This is a genomic window from Paenibacillus sedimenti (assembly GCF_014534655.1).
Taxonomy (GTDB): Bacteria; Bacillota; Bacilli; order Paenibacillales; family NBRC-103111; genus Paenibacillus_E; species Paenibacillus_E sedimenti.
The window spans coordinates 704,264-731,182 of record NZ_JACVVD010000002.1 but is presented as its reverse complement, the minus strand read 5'-3'; the positions used below and the strand labels follow the sequence as shown (position 1 = coordinate 731,182).

Annotated in this window: 24 protein-coding genes, 1 pseudogene and 1 other annotated feature; of the genes and pseudogenes, 7 read left to right on the top strand and 18 right to left on the bottom strand. The window is 47.5% G+C overall.

Going from position 1 to position 26,919, the window contains the following annotated elements; translation table 11 throughout:
• Positions 1-59: 59 nt before the first annotated feature.
• Together ICC18_RS08005 and ICC18_RS08000 are read right to left on the bottom strand one after the other, a co-directional pair.
• A complete protein-coding gene (locus tag ICC18_RS08005; protein ID WP_188173825.1) occupies positions 60-737 on the bottom strand; it encodes a PspA/IM30 family protein in 678 nt (225 codons plus the stop codon).
• 136 nt (positions 738-873) lie between these two features.
• Positions 874-3,237, bottom strand: coding sequence for an endonuclease MutS2 (locus tag ICC18_RS08000; RefSeq protein WP_188173824.1), 2,364 nt, complete (start codon positions 3,235-3,237; stop codon positions 874-876).
• Positions 3,238-3,453: 216 nt separating this feature from the next.
• On the opposite strand from ICC18_RS08000, the gene ICC18_RS07995 reads away from it, so the two are divergent.
• Positions 3,454-3,822 (top strand): phage holin family protein, encoded by a 369-nt coding sequence (locus tag ICC18_RS07995; protein WP_188173823.1) that lies wholly within the window; start codon positions 3,454-3,456, stop codon positions 3,820-3,822.
• Positions 3,823-3,974: 152 nt separating this feature from the next.
• Positions 3,975-4,349: a cupredoxin domain-containing protein gene (locus ICC18_RS07990; protein ID WP_188173822.1), complete on the top strand. Its 375-nt coding sequence runs from the start codon at positions 3,975-3,977 to the stop codon at positions 4,347-4,349.
• A 55-nt stretch (positions 4,350-4,404) separates the two neighbouring features.
• Here the strand turns inward: ICC18_RS07990 and ICC18_RS07985 are convergent, their stop codons facing one another.
• The 4 genes from ICC18_RS07985 to ICC18_RS07970 all read right to left on the bottom strand — a co-directional run bounded on the left by ICC18_RS07985 (position 4,405) and on the right by ICC18_RS07970 (position 6,814).
• Complete coding sequence (locus tag ICC18_RS07985) at positions 4,405-5,211, bottom strand: arylamine N-acetyltransferase (protein ID WP_188173821.1); 807 nt, start codon at positions 5,209-5,211, stop codon at positions 4,405-4,407.
• 17 nt (positions 5,212-5,228) lie between these two features.
• Positions 5,229-5,684, bottom strand: a complete 456-nt coding sequence (locus tag ICC18_RS07980; RefSeq protein WP_188173820.1) for a DUF2269 family protein — start codon at positions 5,682-5,684, stop codon at positions 5,229-5,231.
• Between the two features lie 87 nt (positions 5,685-5,771).
• Positions 5,772-6,473, bottom strand: a complete 702-nt coding sequence (locus tag ICC18_RS07975; protein WP_188173819.1) for a helix-turn-helix transcriptional regulator — start codon at positions 6,471-6,473, stop codon at positions 5,772-5,774.
• A gap of 80 nt (positions 6,474-6,553) precedes the next feature.
• Positions 6,554-6,814, bottom strand: a complete 261-nt coding sequence (locus tag ICC18_RS07970; protein ID WP_188173818.1) for a hypothetical protein — start codon at positions 6,812-6,814, stop codon at positions 6,554-6,556.
• Positions 6,815-6,981: 167 nt separating this feature from the next.
• Between ICC18_RS07970 and ICC18_RS07965 the strand changes: the two genes are divergently transcribed.
• On the top strand, positions 6,982-7,665 hold the full coding sequence (locus ICC18_RS07965) for an SDR family NAD(P)-dependent oxidoreductase (protein ID WP_188173817.1): 684 nt from the start codon (positions 6,982-6,984) through the stop codon (positions 7,663-7,665).
• A gap of 2 nt (positions 7,666-7,667) precedes the next feature.
• On the opposite strand, the gene ICC18_RS07960 is transcribed toward ICC18_RS07965, so the two are convergent.
• The 5 genes from ICC18_RS07960 to pheS form a co-directional block, all read right to left on the bottom strand.
• Entirely contained in the window at positions 7,668-8,258 is a 591-nt protein-coding gene (locus ICC18_RS07960; protein WP_223192390.1) for a transposase, read from the bottom strand.
• Positions 8,259-9,103: 845 nt separating this feature from the next.
• On the bottom strand, positions 9,104-9,652 hold the full coding sequence (locus ICC18_RS07955; protein ID WP_188173815.1) for a CvpA family protein: 549 nt from the start codon (positions 9,650-9,652) through the stop codon (positions 9,104-9,106).
• A 12-nt stretch (positions 9,653-9,664) separates the two neighbouring features.
• Complete coding sequence (zapA, locus tag ICC18_RS07950; protein ID WP_188173814.1) at positions 9,665-10,576, bottom strand: cell division protein ZapA; 912 nt, start codon at positions 10,574-10,576, stop codon at positions 9,665-9,667.
• Positions 10,577-10,671: 95 nt separating this feature from the next.
• On the bottom strand, positions 10,672-13,125 hold the full coding sequence (gene pheT, locus ICC18_RS07945) for a phenylalanine--tRNA ligase subunit beta (protein ID WP_188173813.1): 2,454 nt from the start codon (positions 13,123-13,125) through the stop codon (positions 10,672-10,674).
• A 21-nt stretch (positions 13,126-13,146) separates the two neighbouring features.
• Positions 13,147-14,181 (bottom strand): phenylalanine--tRNA ligase subunit alpha, encoded by a 1,035-nt coding sequence (gene pheS, locus ICC18_RS07940; RefSeq protein ID WP_188173812.1) that lies wholly within the window; start codon positions 14,179-14,181, stop codon positions 13,147-13,149.
• A 215-nt stretch (positions 14,182-14,396) separates the two neighbouring features.
• Positions 14,397-14,640: a binding site (T-box leader), on the bottom strand.
• A gap of 200 nt (positions 14,641-14,840) precedes the next feature.
• On the opposite strand from pheS, the gene ICC18_RS07935 reads away from it, so the two are divergent.
• From ICC18_RS07935 to glsA, 4 genes and pseudogenes are all read left to right on the top strand, one after another.
• Entirely contained in the window at positions 14,841-15,287 is a 447-nt protein-coding gene (locus tag ICC18_RS07935; RefSeq protein WP_188173811.1) for a MarR family winged helix-turn-helix transcriptional regulator, read from the top strand.
• Positions 15,288-15,406: 119 nt separating this feature from the next.
• Positions 15,407-16,936: pseudogene (locus ICC18_RS07930) on the top strand (MDR family MFS transporter).
• Between the two features lie 118 nt (positions 16,937-17,054).
• Positions 17,055-17,975, top strand: a complete 921-nt coding sequence (locus tag ICC18_RS07925) for an aldo/keto reductase (protein ID WP_188173810.1) — start codon at positions 17,055-17,057, stop codon at positions 17,973-17,975.
• Between the two features lie 27 nt (positions 17,976-18,002).
• Positions 18,003-18,959, top strand: coding sequence for a glutaminase A (gene glsA / locus ICC18_RS07920; protein WP_188173809.1), 957 nt, complete (start codon positions 18,003-18,005; stop codon positions 18,957-18,959).
• A gap of 54 nt (positions 18,960-19,013) precedes the next feature.
• On the opposite strand, the gene ICC18_RS07915 is transcribed toward glsA, so the two are convergent.
• The 7 genes from ICC18_RS07915 to ICC18_RS07885 form a co-directional block, all read right to left on the bottom strand.
• On the bottom strand, positions 19,014-19,988 hold the full coding sequence (locus ICC18_RS07915; protein WP_376745614.1) for an ABC transporter substrate-binding protein: 975 nt from the start codon (positions 19,986-19,988) through the stop codon (positions 19,014-19,016).
• A 115-nt stretch (positions 19,989-20,103) separates the two neighbouring features.
• Positions 20,104-21,075: an ABC transporter permease gene (locus tag ICC18_RS07910; protein ID WP_188173808.1), complete on the bottom strand. Its 972-nt coding sequence runs from the start codon at positions 21,073-21,075 to the stop codon at positions 20,104-20,106.
• 16 nt (positions 21,076-21,091) lie between these two features.
• Complete coding sequence (locus ICC18_RS07905) at positions 21,092-22,588, bottom strand: sugar ABC transporter ATP-binding protein (protein ID WP_188173807.1); 1,497 nt, start codon at positions 22,586-22,588, stop codon at positions 21,092-21,094.
• A gap of 179 nt (positions 22,589-22,767) precedes the next feature.
• Positions 22,768-22,959, bottom strand: a complete 192-nt coding sequence (locus ICC18_RS07900; RefSeq protein WP_188173806.1) for a hypothetical protein — start codon at positions 22,957-22,959, stop codon at positions 22,768-22,770.
• A gap of 27 nt (positions 22,960-22,986) precedes the next feature.
• Positions 22,987-24,633 carry a copper resistance CopC/CopD family protein gene (locus tag ICC18_RS07895; protein ID WP_188173805.1) on the bottom strand — a complete coding sequence of 549 codons (1,647 nt, stop codon included), beginning with the start codon at positions 24,631-24,633 and terminating at the stop codon, positions 22,987-22,989.
• 11 nt (positions 24,634-24,644) lie between these two features.
• The gene (locus ICC18_RS07890) at positions 24,645-25,046 is read right to left on the bottom strand and encodes a DUF2203 domain-containing protein (protein ID WP_188173804.1); all 402 of its coding nucleotides are present in this window, start codon (positions 25,044-25,046) and stop codon (positions 24,645-24,647) included.
• 82 nt (positions 25,047-25,128) lie between these two features.
• Positions 25,129-26,862, bottom strand: coding sequence for a sensor domain-containing diguanylate cyclase (locus tag ICC18_RS07885; RefSeq protein WP_188173803.1), 1,734 nt, complete (start codon positions 26,860-26,862; stop codon positions 25,129-25,131).
• Positions 26,863-26,919: the final 57 nt, after the last annotated feature.

The window sequence follows — 26,919 nt, the reverse complement described above, 5'->3', positions numbered from 1 at the left end:
TATGGTAGAAGAGACTGAGTTTGTCTCAGTCTCTCGCAGGTATATACATTAGTATAACATTAGGATTGTTTTTTTTCAGCAAGCTTTGCTTTGAGTGCAGCTAATTCGTCGTCTACGCCGTCAGACTTTCCAAGCTGATCCAGCTCGTCGTCGAGGCTGCGGTTTTTGGCGCGGATTTCGCCGCTTGCTTGAGCTTCTGCTTCCATTTGAAGCACTTTCTCGCTCATGCGATCGAAGCCTTTCGCCGCATTATCCGTACCGAAACCGGACATCGCTTGGTTGATTTGTTTTTGCGCTTTCGCCGTTTCGGCGCGAGCTACCAACAAATCTTTTTTGTTTTTCATTTTGCTGAACTCGTCTTTCATTTCGCTTAATTGGTTGCGAAGCTGGTCAGCATTCGTTTTCGCCACATCGTATTGACGCTTCAGCTCGTCGAAACGCTCTTGATGCTCTTTTTTATCTTGCAGTGCGCGGCGGGCCAAATCTTCGTTACCGCTCTCCAACGCTTTCATTGCTTGCTCGGTACGCTTATTAACCATTTCTTCCGACTCTTCGTATTGCTGTTTGAATTTTTTCTCGATGGCTATTTGCTTAGCTACAGCAGATTCCGCCTCAAGAATGTCTTCTTCCATGTCGCGCAAAAATTGATTCAGCATTTTCACAGGATCTTCTGCTTTGTCCAGCAAGTCGTTGATCGAAGCCATTGTCATATCACGAAGTCTTTTGAAAATTCCCATTTGTGAATTCCTCCTAATATTTGAAAATCGTCTATGGATTGGTGTTGCAAATTCTTTTATATTCACCGGTGCTTACACACATTACATACGTGATCGCAAAGACGGGGTTTCAAAATAATTAGAAAATTGTATTAGGTTATTTCAATTCGACAACTGTGACACCGGCGCCGCCTTCGTTGTAGTTACCCATCCGGTAGCTTTTTACATGTTTGTGACGGCGCAAGTAATCTTGCATACCTGTACGAAGTACGCCCGTTCCTTTGCCATGGATGAGATATACCTGGCCGAGATTGCCCAAGAAGGACTCATCCAGGAAGCGATCCGCTTCGATGAGCGCTTCTTCCAGATTGAGGCCGCGCATATCCAGCTCGGTCCTTATGTTATCATCACGCGACCGTTTGACGGTCGTAGCGGTCTGCTGCGCCGGCTTCTTCTGCGGCGCTGAGCCAATCTTCTCAAGGTCAGACATGTTGACCTTCATCTTCATGATACCCAGCTGCACGGTCGCTTCCGTGCTGCTGACGATCTCCACTACGTGACCCTTCTGGCCGAGGTTCACGACCCGTACTTCATCGCCGGCCTCGATCCGCTCAGGCCGCTTCTTGACCGCGCGAGGTTCGCGTTTCTCGCGCAGCTCCGGCGCCGCCTGGTCCAGCCGGCGGCGTGCCTCGATCAGCCGGTGGTCCTTGACCCCGCCGGCTTCCTCCTGCGCCATGCGCCGCAGCTCGGCGATGACTTCGTCCGCTTCGCGGCGCGCCTTGGAGACAGCCTCGCGCGCTTCGCGCTCGGCTTTTTCGAGCAGCTTGTCGCGCTGCTCGTCGAACTTGGCCTGCTGCGCCTCCAGGCTGCGGCGCAGCTCATCGGCCTCCCGCCGCAGCTGCTCTGCGCTTTGGCGCTCGCTTTCCGCGATCAGGCGGTTCTCCTCGAGCGACGCGATCATCGATTCAACGCGCAGATCCTCCTCGCCTACCTGAGCGCGCGCATGTTCGATAATGCGGCGTGAGAGGCCCAGCCGCTCCGCAATCGCAAAAGCATTACTCCGTCCAGGAACGCCCACAAGCAGTCGGTACGTCGGACTTAAAGTCTGCACATCAAACTCCATACTGGCGTTGATGGTGCCCGGCTTTTGATACGCATAAGCTTTCAGTTCCGAATAATGGGTTGTGGCAATAATTCTGCAGCCTATTTGATGAATGTAATCCAGAATCGAAATAGCCAAAGCCGAGCCCTCTGCCGGATCGGTTCCCGCCCCGAGCTCATCGAGCAGCACCAAGCTTTTTGGCGTCATATCGCGCAATATGCTGATAATGTTCGTCATATGACTGGAGAACGTACTTAAGTTCTGTTCAATACTCTGTTCATCGCCAATATCGGCATAAATGGCATCAAAGACACATAGCTGACTTCCTTCCTCCGCGGGGACGAACAGTCCGGACATCGCCATCAAGCTCAGAAGGCCTACTGTTTTAAGCGATACGGTTTTACCACCGGTGTTAGGTCCTGTCACGATAATTTGGGTGTTATTATTCCCTAACTCCAAATCAAGAGGTACAACCACATCTGCCGCGATGAGCGGGTGTCGGCCTCGTTTGATCTTAATAAATCCTCGATCATTCAACCTCGGTTGTGTCGCTTTCAGCTCCCTGGCCAAACCGGCTTTCGCAAAAATAAAATCCAACTGTGCGAGCAGTTCTACATCCGATACCAGTAGATCCACTTGTTCAGCAACAAGCCCGGTAAGAGCGCGCAAAATCTTCTCAATCTCAACTTCTTCTTTAAGCTTGAGCTCACGAATTTTATTGTTCAATTGAACGATTGACTCCGGTTCGATAAATAACGTCGCACCCGATGCGGATTGATCATGAATCATTCCGCCGAAACTGGAACGGTACTCTGCCTTCACCGGTATGACGTAACGGTCGTTACGGATTGTTATTAGCACGTCTTGCAACATCTTTTGCACGGATGAATTGCGAATCATCTGCTCCAAACGCTCACGTACTCTTGCCTCGCCGGTTCTGAGCTCACTACGTACACGTCCTAATTCCGGACTGGCGCTATCGACAACGACCGCATTTTCATCAATACAGCTGTTAATCTTATCTTCGAGTGGCTTGTTCTCAGTCAGCAGTTCAACTTGTTCCTTCAGCATAGGAATCGCATACTCTTCGTGAACCGCTAGAACGAATCGCTTGAGTCTCCGTGATCCAAACATCGTCGTTGAAATATCGAGCAATTCCGCAGGGTTCAACATACCGCCAATACGCGCACGATGCAGAGAAGCACGAATGTCCCTAATCCCGCCAAATGGAGCGTTCCCCTTCAGCCTCTCTACATTCACTGCCTCGTCAGTGACCTGCAAGCGAAGCTTGACCAATTCGAAATCTCCGATTGGCTCCAGCTGCTCCACAACATCCTTACCAAGGGAAGTTGATGCGTGATGAGCTAGTTTATGTAAAATCTTTTGGTATTCTAATGTTTTTATAATTTTCTTGTTCAACTGTCTCCAACCTCTTTTCTCTACGCTATATTATAAACCAAAGCCAACTCGATTAGCTACGGAGATAATCGTTATATGGAAGATGCTACCGCCCATATTTCCAAAGATTTCGGATACACTAAGCTGTGCACCTATTTGTCCTGCCAAAAGGAGTCGCAAACCTTCAAATTACACCAAGCGCCGTACAGCAAGAACCCATTAAAGGAGGTATCCTGGATGAATCTTCTTGGACATCTTGTCAGGTTTATTGTATCAGCTTTGGTTTTGATGTTTGTCAGTTGGCTAGTGCCAGGCTTTCAGGTCGGCGGATTCTGGAGCGCTTTTTTCCTAGCACTGGTTATCGCAATTGCCGCATGGATCATTGAAGGGATCTTCGGCAAAAGAATTACTCCCTTTGGCAGAGGAATTGTTGGTTTTATAGTGAGTGCGCTTGTCATTTGGGTCGCTCAATTTATCGTAACCAACGTATCCACAACTTTGATAGGTGCCATTTTAGCCGCTTTAGTGATCGGGATCGTCGACTTGTTTATTCCTGTGAAGACGCCTTTTGAACATGGAGTCACTGGAAGAGATGGTCATCGATAACTAAAGCTCCCAAAAGATCAGTCCGCTGCGAGTACAATCGCCGGGCTGATCTTTTCTTATGCAATCATTCTTATTTCACTACTTTGTCACTGCTTTTTTAGAATCGGTCGTGTACAATACTTGTGTATGAATCATGATTACGGAGGGGTATAATGAAAAAGCTACTCGTTCTTATAATGGGCATTAGTTTGGCTATGGCATTAGCTGCATGCGGTAGTAAAAATTCCGCAGAACCACAATCGACGGATACGGCCGCGGCATCCGGACAAAAAGTTACACTCAAAGCAACCGACTGGCAGTTCGATCAAAAAGAATATCGTGTAAAAAAAGGGGAGCCCGTGACGATCACGCTCGATAATGCAAAAGGTACGCACGGCGCTCAGATCAAAGACTTCAAAGTAAGTCTGGATAACGGCAAGAAAACCGTCACGTTTACACCAGATAAGACCGGTTCCTTTCCTATTATTTGTTCCATTATGTGCGGTCAAGGTCATGCCAGTATGAAATCAGTTCTTATTGTTGAATAATCAAAAAGAGCACCCGCAATGGGCGCTCTTTTTGATTTACAGACAGATTGGAGTTTCACCAGAATCGGATGCCTCGATCGCTAAGAAATTCAAGTGCTTCCTCTACGACGTAAGGCTCGAAGCCTAAAGTAACAAGCATCATATCCAGCCACTCGCCTTTATGTGTATATTCATGCACTTCCGTTCCCTGATTCGTTTTAATGAACAATTTTTGATTCATTACGGAATAAGCTGTATCTTGCTTAAATACGGTTGCTACAATTCTTCGCATGAACGGGTTATCATCTTCATCTCTTAATGAATTTGTTATAGCCTCACCAAAATGTTCAAGACCAACCGGTTCCCATTCGATTTGTTTCGTAACAAAACTTTGACCGTTCATTCGACGGTCGATCATGAATTGCCGCACGCCAAGCTTCGTAATCTCCACTTCTCGGGTGAACCGCGGCTGCTCCTTCAGGGATATCGGTTCAAACAATGGAGCTCCATAGCCGACATCTGCGTAATAGGATTGATTTTCCAATGTAACCTTAAGTGCTAAGTGTGTATTTCCGCCTGTTGCTTTAACGATATCCACTTCATATCCTAATGAGTGAAGCAAACGGCCGAAGTGCGTGTTTAAAATATAACAATTGCCTCCCAACCCTTTGGCCGCGAAATTGTTAAGAAATGTTCCCAGCTCCGGCAGCCAGGCTAATCCGTTATAAGATTGGTGCAAATAATAGCGAATTTTGCTAATATTTTCGAATGGGAAACGTTCAAGATGGGTCTTGACCAAATTTCGCAGATAATCCATGCTTGGCTTTTGGGGCTCAATTTTAAGACATCTCAAATATTCGCTTTGCATCTGAGAGCTAATCATAGATTCTATTATCCCCCTCAATGCGGTTTGATGATCATCAGAATAAATATTATTATGCTAAGAACCGATGCCCACATATGAAGGTTCCGAACCCGTAAATACATCAAGGTCACAGAGGAGGGAGGCGCTCCATGTGAAGTCTTATCCGGCATGGAGAGCGATTCATGAAGCTTCTTAGCATTTGGGTTCAGGAACCCGATAATGAGAACTTCAATAACGATATAGACGATTAGTGTCCCAATAATCCAAATTTGCAAGAAAGAACCATAAGAACCAAGCCAAAATAAACAGAGACCTGAAAGAATAGCAAGAGTACCGAACACCTTCGGAAAAACTTCCAACCGCGCGACGTAGCCAAGCGCTCTCTCCATCTCAATGACGGAAGAAGTATTCCGCAGTATGAAGGGAAAAGCATAGGCTGGCCCTAAACCGATAATAGCCGATAATACGTGAATCACAACTAACCATTCCATTTCCAACACCGCTTTCATTTGATTGTTTCTACAAATCTCATGATATACAGTGAGAAACGGTTGTTGTATCGGTATGATTACGTATTTTCAGGGAGTTCCGCTATCATTGTCTGTAAGCAAGCCTTTTTCGACGACATATCGGGTTAATGCTGACCTGGAAGTCAGGTTCAGCTTTTGAAAAATCCGCTCCATGTGAGTCGTAACCGTTCGTGGGCTAACAAAAAGAGCCTTAGCTATCTCAGCATTCGTATGTCCTTTGGCAACATATTGCGATACTTGACGTTCACGGGCGCTCAGCACCGTATGAAAAGGATCCGTCGACTTCGCCCATTCCAGCTTACTGCGTTCAATCACTTGTCTGACGAACAGCTCTGGAACTACCGTCAAATGTTGCGTCTCCTCTAAACATTTCCTGACGGATAATACATTAAAAATCATTGCTGATCGCACATTATCTGAGTTAGGTATACCCGCCATCCAAGATACGGTACGAATATCATCGCGCATGCTTTCAACAAGCGGGTCTTCTACATTCGAACGAATGTAGCTCACGGTCAACTCCCAATGCTGCAGATCGTACGGATTCACAATTTTTATGAGTGCTAGTGGATTTACATATAGGTTGCTAGCGGTCTTAAGTAAAAGTTGATTTGCGATGGCAACGTGTTCATGATCTAAGTGCCATACTCTTGACAGGTTCGTTATGTTTGGAATCCCATTCAAGGAGCTTGTAACAATGGTTGAAGGAAAGACGCCTTGGAAAGCAGGCAGAACTTGTGACGGCAGCACCTTTTATTGACTCCTCACGGTTAAAAGGATTCCTGCTTGAGGACCCGGAGTTTGCAGGTAAACCTCTTTCACTTCAAAACTTACGGCGACTGATAAGATTCATTATCTGTTCCAGCTGTTACGAGTACAGCCAGCCATTTTTGTTTTCGCAGATATTCATTCAGCTTTAACCACTGACTCCGTAACAAATAAACAACGGCAAGTCCGTTTTCTATATCTATATGAAAGCCGTATCCTCGACAATTCACAGGTGGCATGCCATGCGTCATCGCCGCGATATGGCTAAACTTAGGAACAGGGCGTTCCATAAATTGAATCAGCTTTGTAGGCCATTGGATCATCGTGTTCCTCCTGCAGCTTCGTTATCCTTATTTTAAGAAATAATCCAAAGCATGCCAAGATGCTATAATATTTTTTCAAACGGCGCATAAGAAAGTCTGATTTCTCTTCGTTCATCCCTTCTGGTACTATTAAGTCCAATAAGAATGATCGTAAAGGAGCATGAATTATGAGGGACTTGAACGGTAAAACAGCAATAATAACAGGTGCAGGCAGCGGGCTTGGCAAAGCAACGGCGATCGCCTTTGCCAAGGAAGGCGCGCAGGTCGTTATTTGTGGGAGAAGACTTCATAAATTGTTGGAAGTCCATCAAGAAATCTTATCTTTTGGCGGGAAAAGCATAGCCGTAAAAACTGATGTTTCTCTGGAAGCAGACGTGCAGCATTTGGTTGCAGAAGCAATGCAAAGTTATGGGCGTATTGATATTCTCGTCAATAACGCGGCTGTGTTTGAGGCTGGACAAACAAAAGAAACATCATTAGAGAGCTGGAACTATCATATCGCCAACAATCTGACAGGTGCTTTCCTGTTAATCAGAGAATGCCTCCCTATTTTTGAAACGAACAATTACGGTAGAATAATCAACATCACATCAGGTTTAGCCGTTAACGGAGCAGGTGGTTTTGCAGCCTATAGTGCCAGCAAAGCAGGACTGGAGTCAATAACGCGAACAGTAGCCGATGAAGCGAATCAAAAAGATATCCTTTGCAATATGTTCAACCCAGGTACAATTCGTACTGAAATGCATGCTACCGGAAGAGACCCTATCCTTGTGACCCCGGATTTGGTCAAGTTGGCCTCATTACCAGCACATAGTTTGAATGGAACTCTGGTCGAAGCCGGGTCTCTATAGAGTCACAACACCTTGTAACATTTTAAAAATATAGGAAATAAGCGAACGGATAAGAAAGCACTCATCCACTTGGTGAACAAAATCTCCTCAGGAAATGTAACGCTTCTGGAATTTTGGAAGTAGAACTTGCGGAGATTTACGGCACCTTTCTTTGTGGCTGAGTGCTTATTTTCATGTTGAATATCCGCTCTCTGTGATTTCTGAGCGTTGGAACCTAATTGGGTTTGATCTTTATGTAAGGCCAATTGAATCTTAGCAATTAATAACTTGGCTGTACGATAATTCACGCCTAACAACTTAGCTAACGATGATATCGTATGGTTTTGATCATTTCGAATAAGAGCTTGTATGGCCTGAAACCAAAGCAATAAAGATAACTTGGAATTGTGCATAACAGTCCCTGCTGTTAATGATATTTGAACACTGCATTCTTTACATTCCAATAAATTGCGTGTCTGAATTTTGTAGAAAGTGTTATTGTCGCAGTTCGGACAGCAAAATCCGTTAGACCAACGCTTTTTCATTAAATAGTCCTCACAGTCCGACTCCGTCCGGAAATCCTGCTCAAACGAATCAAAAAAGAGAAAAGCCATGATTTCACCTCGAACACAAAAATAGGAACATTTGTTTCTTTTTTTAATTATACCAAACATAAGTTCTTATGTAAATCTATTTTTAGAACATTTTCCCAATTATACATGTTTTAAACTTGAATTGCTTAGTTTCTGTAATAACTACAAAAATGAAGATTGAGTAGTGTAATTGATTTTTGAAAATGACCGAGGCTTAAGTTGGGGGTGGGGTGGGGGGGGGGGTTGGGGGGGGGGGGGGGGGGGGGGGGGGGGGGTTCGGGTTGGGTTGGGTTCAGTGTGGGTTGGGTTCCGTATGGGCTGGGCTCCGTGTGGGTTGGTTCCGCGTCGGCTGGGCTCCGTGTGGTTGGTTCCGTGTCGGCTGGGCTCCGTGTGGTTGGTTCCGTGTCGGCTGGGCTCCGTATGGGTAGGGTTCCGTGTGGGTTGGGTTCCGTGTAGGTTGGGTTCCGTATAGGTTGGGTTCCGTGTTGGTCGGGCTCCGTATGGGCTGGGTTCCGTGTGGGTTGGGCCCCGTTTGGGCTGGGCTCCGTATGGGCTGGGTTCCGAATGGGTTGGTTCCGTATGGGCTGGGCTCGTGTGGGTTGGATCCGTGTGGGTCAAGGTTTCATCAGGATTTTTTGGGGGGCTTGAGTGTTAGGATTAAATGAGAGATTTTTACCCGGTACTACTTGCAAGTTTCATTGTGTCTTTTCATAATGTGAAGTTCAGTTTTTGCAGATGTTACAGAAAACTGCTTTTCGAAGTATGAATCCCCCCTCAGTCCCACGATATTTCAGTAACTCGCTTACTTTTTGTAATCAAATTAACAAAAGCTGCGCCACCTTCAATCTCAAAAGGAGGGGCAGCTTTTATGTTGGAATACCCTGTTTCCAAAGCTCTTGAAGTTTCCCTGCAACATTGGGCAGTTCGTTGATTAAGTAAGGGGCAATGGATGAATCGGCAAGAAGCTTTTGAAGGCCGTCCGAGGGTACGATTGTCATGACATTAACGGCAATGATGATAATCAGCAGCGCTTCGGCCAGTCCAAGCAGGGCGCCGCTCCAGCGGTTGATAAAGTTAAGGCCCGGGACTTTTGCAATCACATTCAAGGTTCTGCCTATGATGACGAGTGCGAATTTGACGCCAAAAAATAGGATGGCAAAGGCAATAGCATTTAATATATAGGTATCCAGGTTCAGTCCTTTTACGATGAATTCATACTTTTGATAGTTCTGGTATGTAGGAATTGAGACCGCGTTTCGGAGCAAGGGGGCAAAGTCCCGGTAAAAATAGAACGCAACTAAATAGGCGAGGATAAAACCTGAAATCGAAACGATCTGGGCAATCAATCCCCTCAAATAACCTAGGAGCAGACCTAAGGCTACAATAGCCAACATGACGTAATCTAAGGTATTCATCGCCACTCGCCATTACCTTCCAGGGGTATCGGTTTCAACTAACTGGATCCATTCATTGTATTCGGTTTGGAGTTTGGCATACTCTTCACGCAGTTCCTTGTATTCATCCTGCACTCTGTGAAGCTCCCTCTGAAGCGCTTCGTCGTGAAGCGTTTGCTGCATAAGCTCTTCTTTTTCTCTCTGCGCTTGTGCGAGCAGCTGCTCTTTTTCGTCAATTAAGCGCTGTGCGAGCGTTTCTCGATCTTTTTGGTGCTGTTCAAGTAAAGCGTCGATTTGCGTTTGGTATTGGTGAATGATACTGGTTCTTTGTTCATTGAGTTGCTGCACGATACCGGCCTGCTGTTCTTGGAATTGCTGGATGATGCTGGTTTTCTCTTCTTGATGCTGAGCCGTGGCCGTTTCTTTGTCGGCTTGATACTGCTCTACGATGCTCTGCTTTTCTTGAGAATACTTATGTGTTAGTCCTTCTTGATCAGCCAGATGCTGTTGAATGAGTGCCTCTTTCTCCCTCTGGTACTGCTGAACTAAGGTTTCTTTTTCCTCCCGGTACTGTTGAAGAAGTGTCTCCCTATCCGTTTGGTGCTGCTGAATCAGCAAGCTTTGTTTCTCATGCTCCTGCTTCAGTTCGTTGTAAGCTTGAAGCAATTTCTCATAGCCTGCTAGTGAGGTTTCTTGTTCTTTGTGAGCTTTGTTAAGCTGTTCGACCATTTCGTTCATGCGGAAACACTCATCTGCCATATTCACGGCTGCAAGTACGGCGATTCGTTGGGAATCCAGACGAGGATAACCTTTCGCTATGCGAAACATTTGATCGTTCACGTATTCGGCCACACGCTTCATGTAATTTGTGCTTGTGCTGGCCATTAATTTGTATTGGTTGCCATATATATCAACGGTAATTCTCGTTTTTTCTTCAGAGCTCACGCTTCTTTTTCCTCCCTTAAGATGAAAGGCTGGTCCTATCGACATCAAATTCGATAAGACCAGCCTGTTTTCCTGCCAATATGCTGAAAGTCACACTATTTTCTTAACTCGGCCTCAAATTCCTGTTCAAGCGCCGCAACGACTTTAGCGTGAAGTTCAGTCACTTCCTCATCGAGCAGGGTCCGCTCAGCGTGACGGTAAACGAGTGCGATCGCAACGCTTTTGCGTCCGGTGCCCAGACGCTCACCCGTGTAGATATCAAACACTTGAATGGATTCGAGCAACTCTCCGGCTACGCGGCGAATTGTGTTTTCCATATGGCCGACAGGTACATTCGCATTCACCACAACTGCCAGGTCACGCCCGATAGCCGGGTATCTAGGAAGCAGTTTGTAAACAATCGTATCGCTTGCTGCGGCCACTAGCGGTGGTAACTCGATCTCCAGCACATACGTATCATCGAGATCACGCTGCTGCTGCAGTGCCGGATGCAACTGTCCAACCCGACCGATAAGCTGCTTGCCGTTCGCGCTGTTCAGATATAGCTCTGCTGTCCTACCCGGGTGGAAACCGGCTGGTGCCGCAGATACATACTCAAGCCCTTCGATACCCAGGTAACTCACGAGACGGTCAAAGATCCCCTTGATGTCGTAAAAATCAACGGATTCTGCTTTTTGCGCCCAATGAGAATGACGGCGTTTGCCTGTTAATGCAATGGACAAGAGATGTTTCTCTTGTGGCTGAGCAGCTAGTGTCTGTTCTTCAGTTGTGTACACTTTTGCGATTTCAAAGATCGCTACATCGTCCATGCTGCGGTTACGGTTATAGCTGATAACCTCCAGCAGCTGCGGAAGCAGACTGGTGCGCAGCACGCTGCGGTCCTCGCTCATCGGCATCGCGAGCGAGACCGGCTTCGCGGCAGGGAACAAACCTGCCAGCAATGACGTTTGGTCCGGATGCGTGAAGGAGTACGTTATGACTTCATGCAGCCCGCTTTGGGTCAGGAGATTCCGCGCAATGCGCCGGATCGACTGCTCTTTGGTCAACGAGCCAGGCGTCGTCACGCCGCTCATCAAGGTTGTCGGGATGTTATCGTATCCGAAGAGGCGTGCTACCTCTTCGATCAAATCGACATCCCGGGTGATGTCTCCACGGCGGCTCGGCACGTGTACGAGCAGCTGTTTTTCGCCCGTCTGTACGTGAGTGAAATTCAGACGGTCCAGGATTTGAGCGATCTCGGGCAGCGATAAGCCGGTACCGAGATAGTTGTTGACACGGTCCGTGTCGAGCTCGATGCGGACCGGTTTGTGGGTGCCGCTCGCGGCTTCGACGATGCCGTCCGCGACTTGACCCGCCGCATACTGGGCCATCAGGGCAGCAGCGCGGTTCAATGCCGGAAGCACCGCTTCCGGGTTCACTTCTTTTTCGAAGCGAAGGCTCGCTTCGGAGCGAAGGCCCAGCTGGCGCGAGGTGCGGCGCACGGAGCTGCCAGCGAACTTCGCGGATTCGAGCAGGATCCGCGTTGTGCCTTCGGTCACTTCGGAGTTGGCGCCGCCCATAACGCCGGCGATCCCAACCGGCTTCGTGCCGTCGGTGATAAGCAGCATATGTGGTTCCAGCGTACGTTCCACATCGTCCAAAGTGACGAGCTTTTCGCCCGGTTGGGCAAGGCGAACGTCGATGTGACCATTATTGAGCCGATCCGCATCGAATGCGTGAAGCGGCTGTCCATATTCCAGCATCACAAAGTTCGTGATGTCGACGATGTTATTGATTGGGCGGATACCTGCCGCCATCAAGCGGTTTTGCATCCACAGCGGCGAGGTGCCGATACGTACGCCTTCGATCAGGCGAGCCGCGTAGTGCGTGCACTGCTCGGTCGCTGTGATATTCACGCTGATGCGATCAGCGGCTCTGCCTGCAGCCGATCCAGCGGCTTGCAGCGCTGCTTCCGAATCGGGCAGCTTGACGTCCCGGCCCAGGATTGCGGCGATCTCATAGGCGGCTCCAAGCATGCTTAAGCAATCAGAACGGTTAGGAGTCAGATCGAGCTCCAGCACTTTGTCGTTGATTGCGAGCACATCTAGAATAGAACTGCTGACGGCCGTATCTTCCGGAAGGACCAAAATGCCTTCCTGAATTTCCTTCGGCAGCATTTTGTCATTCAGCCCGAGTTCCTTGGCTGAACAGATCATGCCTTGGGATTCGACGCCGCGCAGCTTGGCGCGTTTGATTTGCAGTCCGCCAGGAAGCACTGCTCCAACGACGGCCACAGGTACCTTTTGTCCGGCGTCCACATTTTTGGCGCCGCAAACGATTTGCAGGTCTTCGTCTTGACCTACGTCGACGATACAAACGCTAAGTTTATCTGCGTCAGGGTGTTTTTCGCGGGATTTTACAAAACCAACCAGTACATTCGTTACGCCTTTATTGCGATCCTCAACTATATCGACTTCAATTCCGCTTCGGGTCAGCTTTTCCGCCAATTCCTCCGCTGTATATCCGGATACGTCCACATATTCCGATAACCATTGATAAGATACCTTCATGGTTCCAACAACTCCTCTTCCCTATATATGCAAGAACTGCTTCAAGAACCGCAGATCGTTCGTATAAAAATGGCGAATGTCCTCGATGCCGTATTTCAGCATCGCAATCCGCTCAACGCCCATACCGAAAGCAAATCCGGTATATTCCTTCGGATCATAGCCGCCCATCTCCAGTACGCGCGGATGCACCATGCCCGCTCCAAGTATTTCGAGCCAGCCGGTTTGCTTACAAGTCCGGCAGCCAGCGCCTCCGCACATCGCACAGCTGACGTCAACCTCGACGCTAGGCTCGGTGAATGGGAAAAAGCTGGGACGCAAACGAATCTTGGTCTGCTTTCCATACATCTCTTGAACAAACTGAAGCAGTGTACCCTTGAGGTCGCTCATACGGATATTACGGTCGATGACGAGTCCCTCAATTTGCGTAAACATATGGGAATGTGTCGCATCATCATCGTCACGGCGATATACTTTACCCGGGCAAATGATTTTGATCGGCACTTCACCTTTGCGTTTTTCCATCGTTCTGACTTGAACGGGCGAAGTTTGGGTGCGCATCAGGATCTCTTCCGTAATATAGAACGAATCCTGCATGTCGCGTGCCGGATGATCTTTTGGCAAGTTCAACGCTTCAAAATTGTAGTAGTCCTGCTCAACTTCCGGACCTTCCGCAACGGTATAGCCCATCCCGATGAAAATATCTTCAATTTCTTGAATGACTTTGCTCAAAGGATGGACAGCTCCTTGCTGTGATGGTCGTCCCGGCAGCGTGACGTCGATCATTTCCGCGCGTAGACGATTTTCTGTCTCCTGCTGCTGGTAGGCAGCTTGCTTCTCTTCAATGACGGTCTCGATTGCTGCACGAACATCGTTCGCTACTTGACCAATCACCGGTCTTTCTTCAGCGCTTAATGCGCCCATGCCGCGCAAAATTTCGGTCAAAGGACCCTTTTTACCCAGATACTTAATGCGCAGGTCGTTCAGCTCCTGCTGGCTTTGCACGCCGCTAAGTTCCTGCAGTGCTTCTTGCTTTAAAGCTTCTAACCGCTCTTTCATCCAAATCCCTCCTAATATTACCCCGCAAAGTGACGCGCTGCTTCGAAGCATAGTCCGTCCGCATCGAGCAACAGTCCGGTCGGCGTCTAAACTTTCCGCTTAAAGCGGTCAAGCTTCTTCGACTTACTTCGATAAGTGTTTATACATTACTTTGTGGGGACCACGAAAAATATTAAATAACTAAATAAACGCAAAAAAAGGCTTCTCCATCCCGGACAAGGGACGAAAAAGCCGTGGTACCACCCTAATTAGATTCACCTTGGGGGCGAATCTCACTTCATTCCAGATAACGGACGATTGTGTGTCCGGTTCCCTCTACTTAAGAAGATGATGACCTTCCGTTCAAAGGACTGCTCGGGAGCGAACTTCAGCAGCCTGATTCTCGGGGACAGCTCTCAATCTCCGGCTCTCCCTCCCTGTCAAGAAGCACTGCGTACTCTTCTCCGTCAAAGCATTTCACGTATATTTATCAGTTATTATATGCAAGATACGCACGATATGCAAGTCGGAGGATGAGCTTGGGCATTTTTTCAATTGACTACTTGGATGTCTGCGTTGTATTATTTATTTAAACAATTTAAATATTATATGATTTAATATTTATTTAATTTAATTATTTCCTCATTTAAGTATCATTAGGATAGGTTAGGAGTGACGCTATGGAAGAGAAGCTGCTATCGTCGGATATGGATCGATTCCGCACCGCATTTGAGTTAACACATCGAAGGATCAGTCATGCGGTATTCGCAAAGTTGGAATCCGATTTGACGATGCCTCAATTTTTCATGTTATACATGATTAGAAAAGAGAGTACGCCGAAACAAACACTTCTTGCCGAGAAAATGGGCGTGAAACCAAGTGCAATTACGGTCATGATTGATCGACTTGTGCAAAGCGGCCATGTAATACGTAAGCATCACGAATCGGATCGAAGGATCGTATTAGTGGATTTGACCCCTCTTGGCGAAGAGGTTTTGAAGAAAGCAGAAGATGTTCACAAAGAAGTTTTGGCTCGCGGCTTATCTCAGCTTCCGCCGGAAGAACTCGCTACTCTTGTGGAAGCTTTTGAGAAGCTGGCGGCATTTTATTCAAAAACAGAAATTTAAAAGGAGTGGAAGTCGTACACATGGAAAACATACAAACAAATACGGGTAGTCCGTTAGAAGAGAAAACGACTCCAGCACTTAAAAACCGAGGTTTACTGCTAACAGGACTTATTATCGCCATGCTGGACCATTGTCGGAACGGCGATGCCGCAAATCGTAGGTGAATTCGGCGGACTGGGTCTCATGGCTTGGCTGACGACAGCTTATATGCTGACTTCAACTGTAGTCGTACCTATCGCGGGTAAGCTTGCCGATTTGATCGGACGCCGCGTCGTTTATGTAACTGGTTTAATTATTTTTATCGGTGCATCAGCGCTGTGCGGTCTAGCTCAAAACATGACGGAACTCATCTGGTTCCGCGCCTGCAAGGAATTGGCGGCGGTATTATGATGCCGATGGCCATGATTATTATCGGGGATTTGTTCACGGGTAAACAGCGTGCCAAATGGCAAGGGGTTTTCGGTGCCATCTTCGGACTAGCTACCGTTGTCGGCCCCCAAGTCGGCGGTTGGATCGTTGACTCATTGAACTGGCGCTGGGTTTTCTATATCAATCTGCCTGTTGGAATCTTAGCCGTTATTTTAATTGCTATCGCTCTGCCTAAACATAAAACCGCTGGCGGCGTGAAAATTGATATTCCTGGTATTTTAACGATGATTATCGGTGTAGTAAGCTTATTGCTCGCCTTGACGTTCGGCGGAAATGAATATGCCTGGGGATCTTGGCAAATCATTGGCCTTTTCGTACTGGCTGTGGTGTCTCTAGTCTCCTTCGCCTTTATTGAAAGCAAAGCCAAAGAGCCGATTCTTCCGATTCGCTTGTTCAAAAATCGAACCTTTACGACGATCAACGGTGTTGGCTTCCTGATGTCTGTCGGTATGTTCGGCGCTATCATGTTCGTACCGCTCTTCATGCAAGGTATCGTTGGTATTAGCGCTTCAGCATCCGGTACGGTGATGACGCCATTGATGATTACAATGATTATTGCAAGTATGGTATCCGGTCAGTTTATCAGTAAGATCGGGGTACGTAAGCAAATGCTAACTGGTATGCTTATCATGGCAGCAGGGTTCTACTTGCTCAGTACAATGGGTATGGAAACTAGCAAGCTTCTTGCATCCAGCTACATGCTTATATTGGGCTTAGGAATGGGTTTGGTTATGCCGATCTTGACGCTCGCCCTGCAAGAAAGCTTCCCTAAATCCGAGCTTGGCGTTGTTACATCATCCAGCCAATTTTTCCGTCAAATCGGCGGTACGTTCGGTATGACGATCCTTGGCGCTGTCATGAATCATAAATCGACTGTTCTGCTGGAGCAAAACTTAACGCCCGTCGTCAAACAATTGCCGGAACAAGCAAGTGAGATGGCGAATCAAATGACGGATATGATTCATAAGAACCCGCAGGGCTTATATTCTTCTCTCCTCAGCCCTGAGACGCTGGCAAAAATGCCGAAGGAATTCGTGGAACATATGCTTCCTATTTTGAAAGAAGCGCTTGTCACCTCACTTCACCAGGTGTTCATTATCGGCTTAGTGTTCGTTCTTCTCGGTGCGGTGCTCACGTTCTTCATCGGGAATATCCAAATATCCGATCGTAAATCCAAAAAGTCCAAATCCGAAACGGAAGTTTCCACAGGTCTTGCATAAGCGACATGGCAAATGCTCCTATCCTCTTCTTGAGGCAGGAGCATTTTGTTCAGCGAGTTTCTTTTGACATCGAGCAAGCTATATCGTTTAATGATCTTAAAAAGGAGAGTGAATCGCTATGAAATATCGCAGACTCGGAAAGACGGAATTAAAGGTTTCCATCGTTGGCGTTGGGACTTGGCAGTTCGGCGGAGAATGGGGTTTGGACTATACGCAAGCTGAGGCTGATGCTATTTTGGATCAGGCAGCAGAGCTTGGCATCAACCTGATTGATACCGCAGAATGTTATGGGGACCACTTGTCAGAATCTTTCATCGGCTGTTATTTATCGCGGCGTAAGCGCGAAGATTGGGTGGTTGCTACAAAATTCGGGCACCATTTCCATGATCGCTTCACTCGTACGGACAGCTTTAGTGCTGAAGATGTCGTTAAGCAGCTTGATGCGTCACTTAAAGCGTTGCAAACGGACTACATAGATTTATACCAATTTCATTCCGGACCCGATGCGGTTTTTGATAATGACGAGCTCTGGACGACTTTAGACAAACAGATTCAAGAAGGAAAAATCCGCCATTTGGGGACCTCTATTGGCAGTAACGCCAATATCCATCAAACGGATGCCTCAAGCAAAGTGAATTCTCAGGCCATTCAGGTCGTCTACAACCGACTGGATAGAGCTCCTGAAGAGCTCGTATTTCCATCCTGCCAGCGTCAGGATCTGGGAGTTCTGGCTCGGGTTCCGCTGGCAAGCGGCTATCTAAGCGGAAAGTACAAGCCGGGTGCCGTCTTTGGCGCAACGGATGTACGCCATCGTCACGATCAGGAGGCAACGCGCCTGAAGTTGGAAGAAGTGCAGCGCATACAGAAAGAAGAAGTGCCTGAAGGCATGGATATGGCCAAATGGGCGCTCGCCTGGTGCTTGAAGCATGATGCTGTGACTTCCGTTATTCCAGGCTGCAAAAATCCGGAGCAAGTGATCGCAAACGCAAGCGCAACAGAGCTCATCAGCGACAACCATCCTCAAGCATGGAAGGCATAGGACGGGACAAGGAAGGAACGACTTTTTATGAGCATCGAGAACCAGCATGCCGAGACTTGGAAACATCTGAATAAGCATTTACCGGAATGGCTCGAGGAAAGCAAAAAGTACACCGAAGATGGAAATGTAGCAGCTTATATTCCGGAGCTTGCAAGCGCGCCGAAGGATGTTCTCGGCATCTGTATTATGGACGCCGCAGGCAATACCGCAAAAAGCGGCGATCATGAATACCGCTTTACGCTGCAAAGCATTTCTAAAGTATTTACGTTGATTTTGGCGCTGATCGATCGCGGCGAAGAGGTCGTGTTCTCCAAGGTAGGCATGGAGCCTACTGGAGACGATTTCAACTCCATGTTGAAGCTGGAGCTGGTCGAGCCGGGCATTCCTTTCAATCCGCTCATCAATGCGGGCGCTATCGCCATTTCTTCACTCATTGCAGGCAGCAGCCCGGATGAGCAAACGAACCGCATTCTCCATTTTTTTCGGGAGGTTGCTGACAATGGGACGCTGGATATTAATCAGGACGTCCACAAGTCTGAATCCGACACCGCTCACCGCAACCGTTCGCTGGCTTATTTCCTCAAGGACAACGGTGTTTTGCATCATGATGTCGAGGATGTCCTTGAGGTTTATTTCAGCCATTGCTCGGTTGAAGTGGGCTGCGCCGACTTGGCAAGAATGGCGCTTGTACTGGCTCATAACGGCTTCGATCCGATCCGGAATCAGCGATTGATCCCACGCCGTTTTGTACAAATCGCCAAGACGTTCATGTTTACCTGCGGCATGTATAACGCATCCGGCGAATTCGCTATGAACGTCGGGCTGCCCGCCAAAAGCGGCGTGTCCGGCGGTATTCTCACCATGGTACCGGGACGCTACGGCATCGGTGTGGTCGGACCCGCGTTGAACAACAAAGGCAACAGCACTGCCGGCGTTCACCTGCTTGGCAAGCTGTCGCAAGAATTCGATTGGAGCTTGTTCTAGCTCCATAGAAAAACCTTCCAGAGCCGATTAATGGCTCTGGAAGGTTTTTTGATTTTAATCGTATAGCAGCGGCTTAATTTCGGCCGAATCAATATTGGTTTTATCATACCAATGGAAGCCGGTATCGATGCTCTTCGGAACCGTTTCACCTTTGACCGCTTGCACGGAAGCTTTCACCGCCCAGTACCCGATACCGATCGGATCTTGGGTGATAGCTCCAGCCATTTTACCGCTGCGGATCGCATCCTTTTGCAGCTTACCGGAGTCATAGCCGACAATAACGACCTTGCCGTCCTTTTTAGATTCCGTTACGCCGTTGATAACACCGATCGCTGCACCTTCATTGGTACCGAAAATGCCCTTGACGTTCGGATGCGCTTGCAAAATAGCTTTCGTTAAGTCCGTCGCTTTCAATTGGTCGCCGCTATATTGGGTATCGACGATTTTGATATTCGGATATTTCTCTTTGATCCGGTTGGTGAACCCGTCTCTGCGATCAACACCCGTGCGGCTCGTTTGGTCGTGTGCAACGACCGCGATTTCGCCTTCTTTGCCGATTAACTCAGCCATCTTGTCTGCGGCTAGCGCTGCCGCGGCTTTATTATCCGTTGCGGCTGTAGTTACGGGAATATCACTATCTACGCCGGAGTCGAACCCGACGACCGGTATTTTAGACGTTTTTGCCTTTTCCAGTAAAGGGGACGCCGCTTTGCTGTCCAGCGCTGCAAAAGCGATAGCCGCAGGTTTTTTGCCAAGCGCAGCTTGCAGCATTTCGATTTGTTTATCCACTTGCTGCTCGGTTTCAGGTCCTTCGAATGTGATCTCCACATTAAATTCTTTCGCTGCTTTCTCTGCGCCTAATTTCACGGCTTGCCAGAATTGATGCTGAAAACCTTTGGAAATAACAGGAATGTACATTTTCTCAGTACCTGCTTTAGCAGCCGTTGTAGCTGCCGCTCCCGTTGTCGCCGGAGCTTGTGCGGGTTTGGTCGTACCGCATGCCGCCAGTACAGTCGTAGCGAGTAACATGAAAGCTGCTGCAGAAATCATTTTCTTTCTAGCTGATAACATTTTCATCCTTATTCTCCCCTAACGTATGTTTGGTTGTATTAAATTCCTGAAAGGAAGTCATACCGAATTCAATTTACTTTTTGCGACGGCGCATAATGTCGGCATATACGGCCAGTATGACAACAAGACCGACAATGACGGTTTGCCACTCCTGTTTAACAGAAAGAATCCGAAGGCCGTTGGTCAACACACTCATAATTAACGCGCCAATAACTGTGCCAAGAATTGAACCCTTGCCGCCGCTGAGAGATGTTCCTCCAATGACGACAGCCGCGATGGCTTCCAGCTCATATCCTGAACCTAAAGCGGGCTGCGCCGAATTCAGCCTTGATGCCATAACAATCCCGGCAATCCCGCTAAATACACCGGTAATCGTATAGATGGCAATTTTCCAGGCGGTTACATTTACACCGGATAGGCGGGTTGCCTCCTCGTTGCTGCCCAGCGCAAAGGTAAATCGGCCGACAATCGTTTTGGATAACAAGATGCTTGCCAATATCGCAATCCCAAAAAAGATCAAGATCGCATTTGGAATTTCGATGCCGGGAATGATCGAGCCCATCGCTATTTTCGAAAATGCCGGAGTATCATTGAAATAAATCGGCTTCGTTCCCGAGATAACGAGGGAAAGTCCTTTGGTAATCATCATCATGGCCAAGGTGGCGATGAATGGCGGTATTTGCATTTTTGCAACCGCTAATCCGCTGATTAGACCACACACAGCTCCGGCAGCAATACCGCCAATTACGCCAAGCGGCATAGGCAATCCCCATACCGTGATCATGACACCGGCCATTACAGAAGCGAACGTCATGACCGTTCCGACCGCGAGATCAATCCCCGAGGTGATAATAACGAACGTAGAGCCTAAAGCCAAAATGCCGATAACGGCTGTTGAAAGCATAATCCCGATCACATTATCGAACTGCAAAAAGTTGCTTGAAGACAAAGAGAATATGAGTACGAGCGCAATCAAGCTTGCGAATGCCAATATTTTCTGAGTAGCGCTTCCAGTTGACGCTTGTCTTGCTATAATCGCTTTCATTCCGGTATTCCCCCTATTAACGTGCTGTCGCAAATTTCATAATATTCTCTTGGGTCGCTTCTTCGCTGCTTAGTTCTCCTGTGATCTTGCCTTCGCACATAACCATGATCCGATGACTCATGCGAAGCACTTCCGGCAATTCCGAGGAAATCATAATGATCGACTTCCCTTGGGCAGCCAAATCCTCCAGCAGGCGATAAATTTCCGTTTTCGCGCCAACGTCAATGCCTCTTGTCGGTTCATCGAAAATGAGGATTTGGCAATCCCGGGTCAGCCATTTGCCGATTACGACCTTTTGTTGATTGCCGCCCGATAAATTTTTGACCGTTTGATCCACCGATGGTGTTTTTATTCTCAAGGTTTCCGCGTAATGCTCCGCGTTTTGACGGATTCTGGAATCATTCATGAAACCAAAATTGCTTTTGAAGTGGTTATACGTCGCTAAAGCAATATTCTTTTTCACATCCATCTCGAGCAGAAGTCCGTATTGTTTCCTGTCTTCGGACAAGTAACCGATTCCATGCTTTACGGCATCATTGGTATTGCGGATCGAGACTTGCTGTTCGTGTATCCAAATCTCTCCGGATTCACACGGATCCGCTCCGAAGATCGCACGTGCGACTTCCGTTCGTCCCGCGCCCATCAGTCCGGCAAAGCCGAGTATTTCGCCTTTTTTCAAATGAAAGCTCACATTTTTAACCATCGAACCGCGATTTAGGTTTTTGACCTCAAGCACGTTCACATCGCTAACCTTTTCAATGAATGGTTTGGTCGCATTCTGAATTTCTCGTCCGACCATCATGGCAATAATTTGATCGATCGTGACATCCTTCGTCGAAACGGTATCAATATAACAGCCATCCCGCATAACGGTGATCCGATCTGTGATCCGCCTCAACTCATCCATACGGTGCGAGATGTAAACGATTCCAACACCGTTTGCGCGAAGCTGCTTGATGATGCGGAACAGATCGTCGATCTCAGCATCCGTTAAAGCGGCCGTCGGCTCATCCATGATCAGCACTTCAGAGTTAAAAGAGAGCGCTTTCGCAATCTCGACCATCTGCTGTTTGGCTACGGTTAGATCAGCCACCTTGGTCCTTGGATCCATTTGAAGATTCATGCGTTCGAACAATTGTTGCGTTTGGTTGTTCAGCGCTTCCTCATCCAAGAACAGCCTGACTTTCTTCCGCGGCTCCCTTCCGATAAAGATGTTTTGGGCGACTGTCAAATCCGGCATCAGATGAAGCTCTTGATGGATGATGCTGATCCCTATGTTTTGCGCCGCTTTGGTATGGGGAATATCGACTTCATTTCCCTTGTACCGAATCGTGCCTTCATCCTTTTGATAGACGCCGGTCAAAATCTTCATCATCGTCGACTTGCCGGCTCCATTTTCGCCTACCAGGGCATGCACTTCGCCTGGCAGCAACTCGAAACGGCACTGATTCAAAGCATGTACGCCCGGGAATCGTTTCTCGATCCCTTCCATCTGCACTAATGCATGCTGCATCGTTTCTCCCCCCAGGTCATTTCTTTGTATGAGCTTATTATATATGGGGGGCCGGAAATACTAGGTTAATTTTCTTCCTTAAAAAAGTTGAATAATCTATTTTTCTGCAAACGAGATAGGGGGAATGGAGAGAAAAATAAAAACGGTTGAGCAAGGATGATCCTTGTTCAACCGTTCTTTTAAAACCGCTGAATCGATTGCTTGATTTGCAGTAACGCCGTTACCAACTCATCGATTTCGGCTTCCGCCAAACGGATCGTTACATAATTCGGCGAGATGCCGCCATCATTGATTTCCTGCAGCGCCGCTGCATCCTGATCATCCAGCTTCACAGTCAATTGCTCCGTATCCAAAACATTGTGCCAAGCCATCCCAGGCCACCTGCTTTCATTTCATTGCTAATATACGATAAATGTTTTGTGGTACACCGTTTCATTATCTTCCTTATCCATGACGCGCATCTCCAAGTCCCAATTCCCACGGAACGGTAGGTAAGCACCGGAAACTTTGTAACTATATTTCTTGAAGCCGTAAGATTCCTCTTGCGTCTTATCCTCAAACGGTACGATGGGCACTGAAATCGGAGCAATCTCTTCGTCATCCTGATAACGGAGAATCATCAGCACTTGCTTCGGTGTCCCAGCTTGTTCAGGCAGCCATACTTTGGCTACAAAGGTATTCGTCCCCTGTACTTTAGGTGTAATATCCGCAGACACGTGCACTTTCTCACCCATCTGATGCCACGTTAAAGGCGTATTCGCCGGGATGGGCGCCACATAAGTGAGAATGCCGACCAGCAGCATAATGATGACCATGAAGGTCAAATCAATCTTCAACCAAAGGTGTGATTGCTGCTCCTTCTTTTTTCGGATGAATGTGCGAAGTACGAAACCGATGACCACAACCAGCAGCACCGCTCCGATTTTCAACAGCAGCACGATCCCCCATGAACCGTATAGTAAGTATTTTAAGTTCGGTAAGAATATCAGCACGGAAACAGATCCGGTTATCGTCAGCACAAGGATGGAGATAAGGGCCATGTTCGAAAATGTCCGCATAAAGGAACCTATCTCCTGATGTTGACTCCATTTCACCATAAGCAGCACCAAGCCTCCAACCCACAGAGCGGCAGCTGCCAGATGGATGAAATCCAACCCTACCGTTACCCCTGCCGGGGAAAAGGATGCCGCGTGGCCGCTGAAGCTTTTTGCAGCCAATAAACAAAGTGCCCATAGAATATCCAGCCAAACGAATCGGCCAACGAGTACGAACCCTATAAAAGATAGGGCTAAAAGCAGCAGCCAGGAAATACCGACATTCGTAGCGCTGAACAGCTTCCATATTTCTTCGGCGCCCCCGCCGCCCAGCAGGTCTTCAATATGGGTAAAAATGAGCAGAAGCAGTGCAAGCAGCTGAGCGCGTTGTATATTTAAGGTCCATGAAGCCAGCGATTTCCTAACTTCAGCTCCGTTATGACCCGGCAGCCTTAACCAGCAAACCCAGCCGGCTAACGCCAAAACCATCAAATACCATGCACCGCGAAATGCGTATTGAAGCATCTCTTTTGTGCTCAAAGGACCCGCGCCGCCATGTTGATGGCTTATAGAAGCTCTTGGCAAATCAAGAGCATCTTCTTGCGGAGGATTGCCTATCGTAATCGGGTAACTTCCGCCTACCGGATGTCCGTCCGCCGAAATAACATGATAGCTGATCAGATAAACGCCTTCTTGCAGCTTAGGCAGCTTAAGCTCAATGCCGGTTTGCTCTGCGTTCATCTGCGCCTTATTGCGCGTAACCTCGTCACCTGTATGATCAAAGACCTTAATATAATAAAGCCCCTCATCCAAACGTTCGTTAAATGTGATGGTTACCGCTGCGGGCGACTCCTGCAGCTTGCTGTCCGCTTCAGGTGTTGCCTGTACCAAGGAAGCGTGTGCAGAAGCCTGCTGCGGTGCAATAACCGAACAAATCATTGCCGCAGCGAGCATAAATAAAAGAACGGCCGGCCGAAGCCGGATACATTTGAAACCACGATTTAATCGCATGATGAACTCCTCTATTCCGATATCGGCTTGCGCCCGGCAAACCCCTCGTGCTTGCTATGATAATACTCAATGGCTTCTTCTCCCTGCCTCCAACAAAGCAATACTTCTTCGCCATCGATCAACGCCGGGAAATCAACTAAACCCGTATCAATATCCTTGAGTTCCACGCCTTTGAGCTGAAAGCCCTGAATAAGACTGCGCGCTTCAATTTGTAAGAACTCAAGCTCTGCCTCCATGAAGAAGAACGGATCTTTCTCTCCTCCCATTTCCCCAGCGGCATCATTCTTCCTTCTGCGGAGCTCCATATATTTGTCTTCGAACTCGAATTTCAATGCTTGGATCTTCCTTAATTCCTGATCGACAGTCGGGAGCATTCCGTTGGCTTCTTCTACTGTGAAATATTTACGAGACATGAGCGCACCTCCTTAGAGTTTTCGCAAGAAAACTAGCTTCGTAAGCATCAACTTAACTAATCTTAGCAAAAAATGGACGGAACTACGAATCCGCCAAGCATATCCGGTTTCTTCCCAATCGCTTTGCTTCATAGAGCGCCGCATCGGCTTTACGAAGCACATGTTGAAAATCATCCTTGTCGCCTTTCTTCCATTCAGTAATCCCGATGCTAATCGTACAATATATCCGCTCCTTACCGGTATCAAAAGGGGAGTTGCGGATCATAACCAGCAAATGTTCGGCCTTATACCGGGCTTGATGGATATTCGTATCCGCCATAAGCACGATGAACTCTTCACCGCCAAATCTGCTGATGATATCGCTTTGACGAAAGCATTGTTTCAGGACTGCGGCAATTTTCTGCAGGACGATATCTCCGGCATCGTGTCCATACGTATCGTTAATCTGCTTAAAATGGTCCACATCCAAAATCAGGAATGCCATAGAATCGTGTTCGTTTGACCCTAATTTAGAAGCAAACATGTTCATGAAGTAGCGCCTGTTGTACAGCCCTGTTAGAAAATCAGACTCCGCCAATTTGCGGCTTTCTTGCATTTGCTCCACAGCCAGGTCTTTTTCTTTGCGCATCCTTTGAATCTGATTCGCAAGCCCCCAGGATAAGATTAACGTTTCCAGCGTCGAACCGATCTGCGCACCAAATATGGTCCAGCGTGACATCGGAATGAATCCTGCGTCTGTAAGCATGGTCGGTATCGCGCAAATCAAAAATATACCCCACCCGAACAGATAATACCAAGCAGGCTTGAAGCCGGCCCGCAGGCTTTGGATTCCCGGGACAACCATAAGAAGATGGTATAACAATATTTTGATCATCGAGACTTGTAACGCGAGCGTGTAATTGACCGCCAGTAGAAAAATGTTAAGGATTTCAAAGCCTATAAACAGATTGTACAGGGGATTCAACTTACTCGATATGGAACGAATCGGCAGGAAATTCCTTGCGAACAGCAGCGCAGCAATATGGCTTAAACAAAGGAAACAAACCGCCGCCCGTGAATTCCACCACACCGCTTCCGGCCATATGAATTGAAAAGAAATCCCGTTCAAGGTAGAGAACATCAGTAAAGACGAGGTACAGTGCAAAGCAAAATAAAGGTACACTTTTGACCGGAAGGAAAATGCCAGAAAGCTGTTATATATCGACATAATGATGATAATTCCGTAATATCCGCCAAGCAGCAAATAGGACGTTTGCTCCTTTTGCGCGAAATAGACCGGGTGTATGATCTTCATTGGCATTACCATGGAACCTTGGCTATGAAAGCGCAGATACAGCTCTAACGTATCCCCTTGGTTAATTGGGACTTTGAACACAAGGTTACGATTTTTCACTTCCCTGTTGGGAAATGGGTTATCGTCTCCCGCATGCTTTTGGACGACGGTGTTGGATCCATCCATCACATACATCTCAACGGAATCCATGGGGGGATATGCGATTTCCAATAGCCAATCTTCTTTATTAGAAATATTGCGGATCTTCAATTTTGCCCAGTAATTAGATGAAGAATAGCCATAACTCAGCGTGTTACCTGTTGATTCTACGAAACGATCAGACATTTCTGGTTGTAAAAAATCATAAACGACCAGACGATTTTCTTTGTCTTCTAACACACTTATATACGGGGTCAAATCGTATTCATTTTTGGAATCGTTCAGTTCCAGAATACCGCTTGCGCTCGCCACTGGAGCTCCAAGGAGACTGAAAAACAGCATGAATACGAGGAATAAAAGTATAGGGATTGTACGTACCCGCAAGTTATCAACTCCATTGTAAGCAGCATGCTAAGGATGTAATGAAGGAGTTCCAGAACC

Excerpts from the sequence above, each read along its gene's own strand:
- ICC18_RS08005 (WP_188173825.1), bottom strand. The coding sequence starts at position 737 with ATGGGAATTTTCAAAAGACTTCGTGATATGACAATGGCTTCGATCAAC.
- ICC18_RS07995 (WP_188173823.1), top strand. The coding sequence starts at position 3,454 with ATGAATCTTCTTGGACATCTTGTCAGGTTTATTGTATCAGCTTTGGTT.
- ICC18_RS07990 (WP_188173822.1), top strand. The coding sequence starts at position 3,975 with ATGAAAAAGCTACTCGTTCTTATAATGGGCATTAGTTTGGCTATGGCA.
- ICC18_RS07985 (WP_188173821.1), bottom strand. The coding sequence starts at position 5,211 with ATGATTAGCTCTCAGATGCAAAGCGAATATTTGAGATGTCTTAAAATT.
- ICC18_RS07980 (WP_188173820.1), bottom strand. The coding sequence starts at position 5,684 with ATGGAATGGTTAGTTGTGATTCACGTATTATCGGCTATTATCGGTTTA.
- ICC18_RS07970 (WP_188173818.1), bottom strand. The coding sequence starts at position 6,814 with ATGATCCAATGGCCTACAAAGCTGATTCAATTTATGGAACGCCCTGTT.
- ICC18_RS07965 (WP_188173817.1), top strand. The coding sequence starts at position 6,982 with ATGAGGGACTTGAACGGTAAAACAGCAATAATAACAGGTGCAGGCAGC.
- ICC18_RS07960 (WP_223192390.1), bottom strand. The coding sequence starts at position 8,258 with ATGGCTTTTCTCTTTTTTGATTCGTTTGAGCAGGATTTCCGGACGGAG.
- ICC18_RS07955 (WP_188173815.1), bottom strand. The coding sequence starts at position 9,652 with ATGAATACCTTAGATTACGTCATGTTGGCTATTGTAGCCTTAGGTCTG.
- pheT (WP_188173813.1), bottom strand. The coding sequence starts at position 13,125 with ATGAAGGTATCTTATCAATGGTTATCGGAATATGTGGACGTATCCGGA.
- pheS (WP_188173812.1), bottom strand. The coding sequence starts at position 14,181 with ATGAAAGAGCGGTTAGAAGCTTTAAAGCAAGAAGCACTGCAGGAACTT.
- ICC18_RS07935 (WP_188173811.1), top strand. The coding sequence starts at position 14,841 with ATGGAAGAGAAGCTGCTATCGTCGGATATGGATCGATTCCGCACCGCA.
- ICC18_RS07925 (WP_188173810.1), top strand. The coding sequence starts at position 17,055 with ATGAAATATCGCAGACTCGGAAAGACGGAATTAAAGGTTTCCATCGTT.
- glsA (WP_188173809.1), top strand. The coding sequence starts at position 18,003 with ATGAGCATCGAGAACCAGCATGCCGAGACTTGGAAACATCTGAATAAG.
- ICC18_RS07915 (WP_376745614.1), bottom strand. The coding sequence starts at position 19,988 with ATGTTACTCGCTACGACTGTACTGGCGGCATGCGGTACGACCAAACCC.
- ICC18_RS07910 (WP_188173808.1), bottom strand. The coding sequence starts at position 21,075 with ATGAAAGCGATTATAGCAAGACAAGCGTCAACTGGAAGCGCTACTCAG.
- ICC18_RS07905 (WP_188173807.1), bottom strand. The coding sequence starts at position 22,588 with ATGCAGCATGCATTAGTGCAGATGGAAGGGATCGAGAAACGATTCCCG.
- ICC18_RS07900 (WP_188173806.1), bottom strand. The coding sequence starts at position 22,959 with ATGGCTTGGCACAATGTTTTGGATACGGAGCAATTGACTGTGAAGCTG.
- ICC18_RS07895 (WP_188173805.1), bottom strand. The coding sequence starts at position 24,633 with ATGCGATTAAATCGTGGTTTCAAATGTATCCGGCTTCGGCCGGCCGTT.
- ICC18_RS07890 (WP_188173804.1), bottom strand. The coding sequence starts at position 25,046 with ATGTCTCGTAAATATTTCACAGTAGAAGAAGCCAACGGAATGCTCCCG.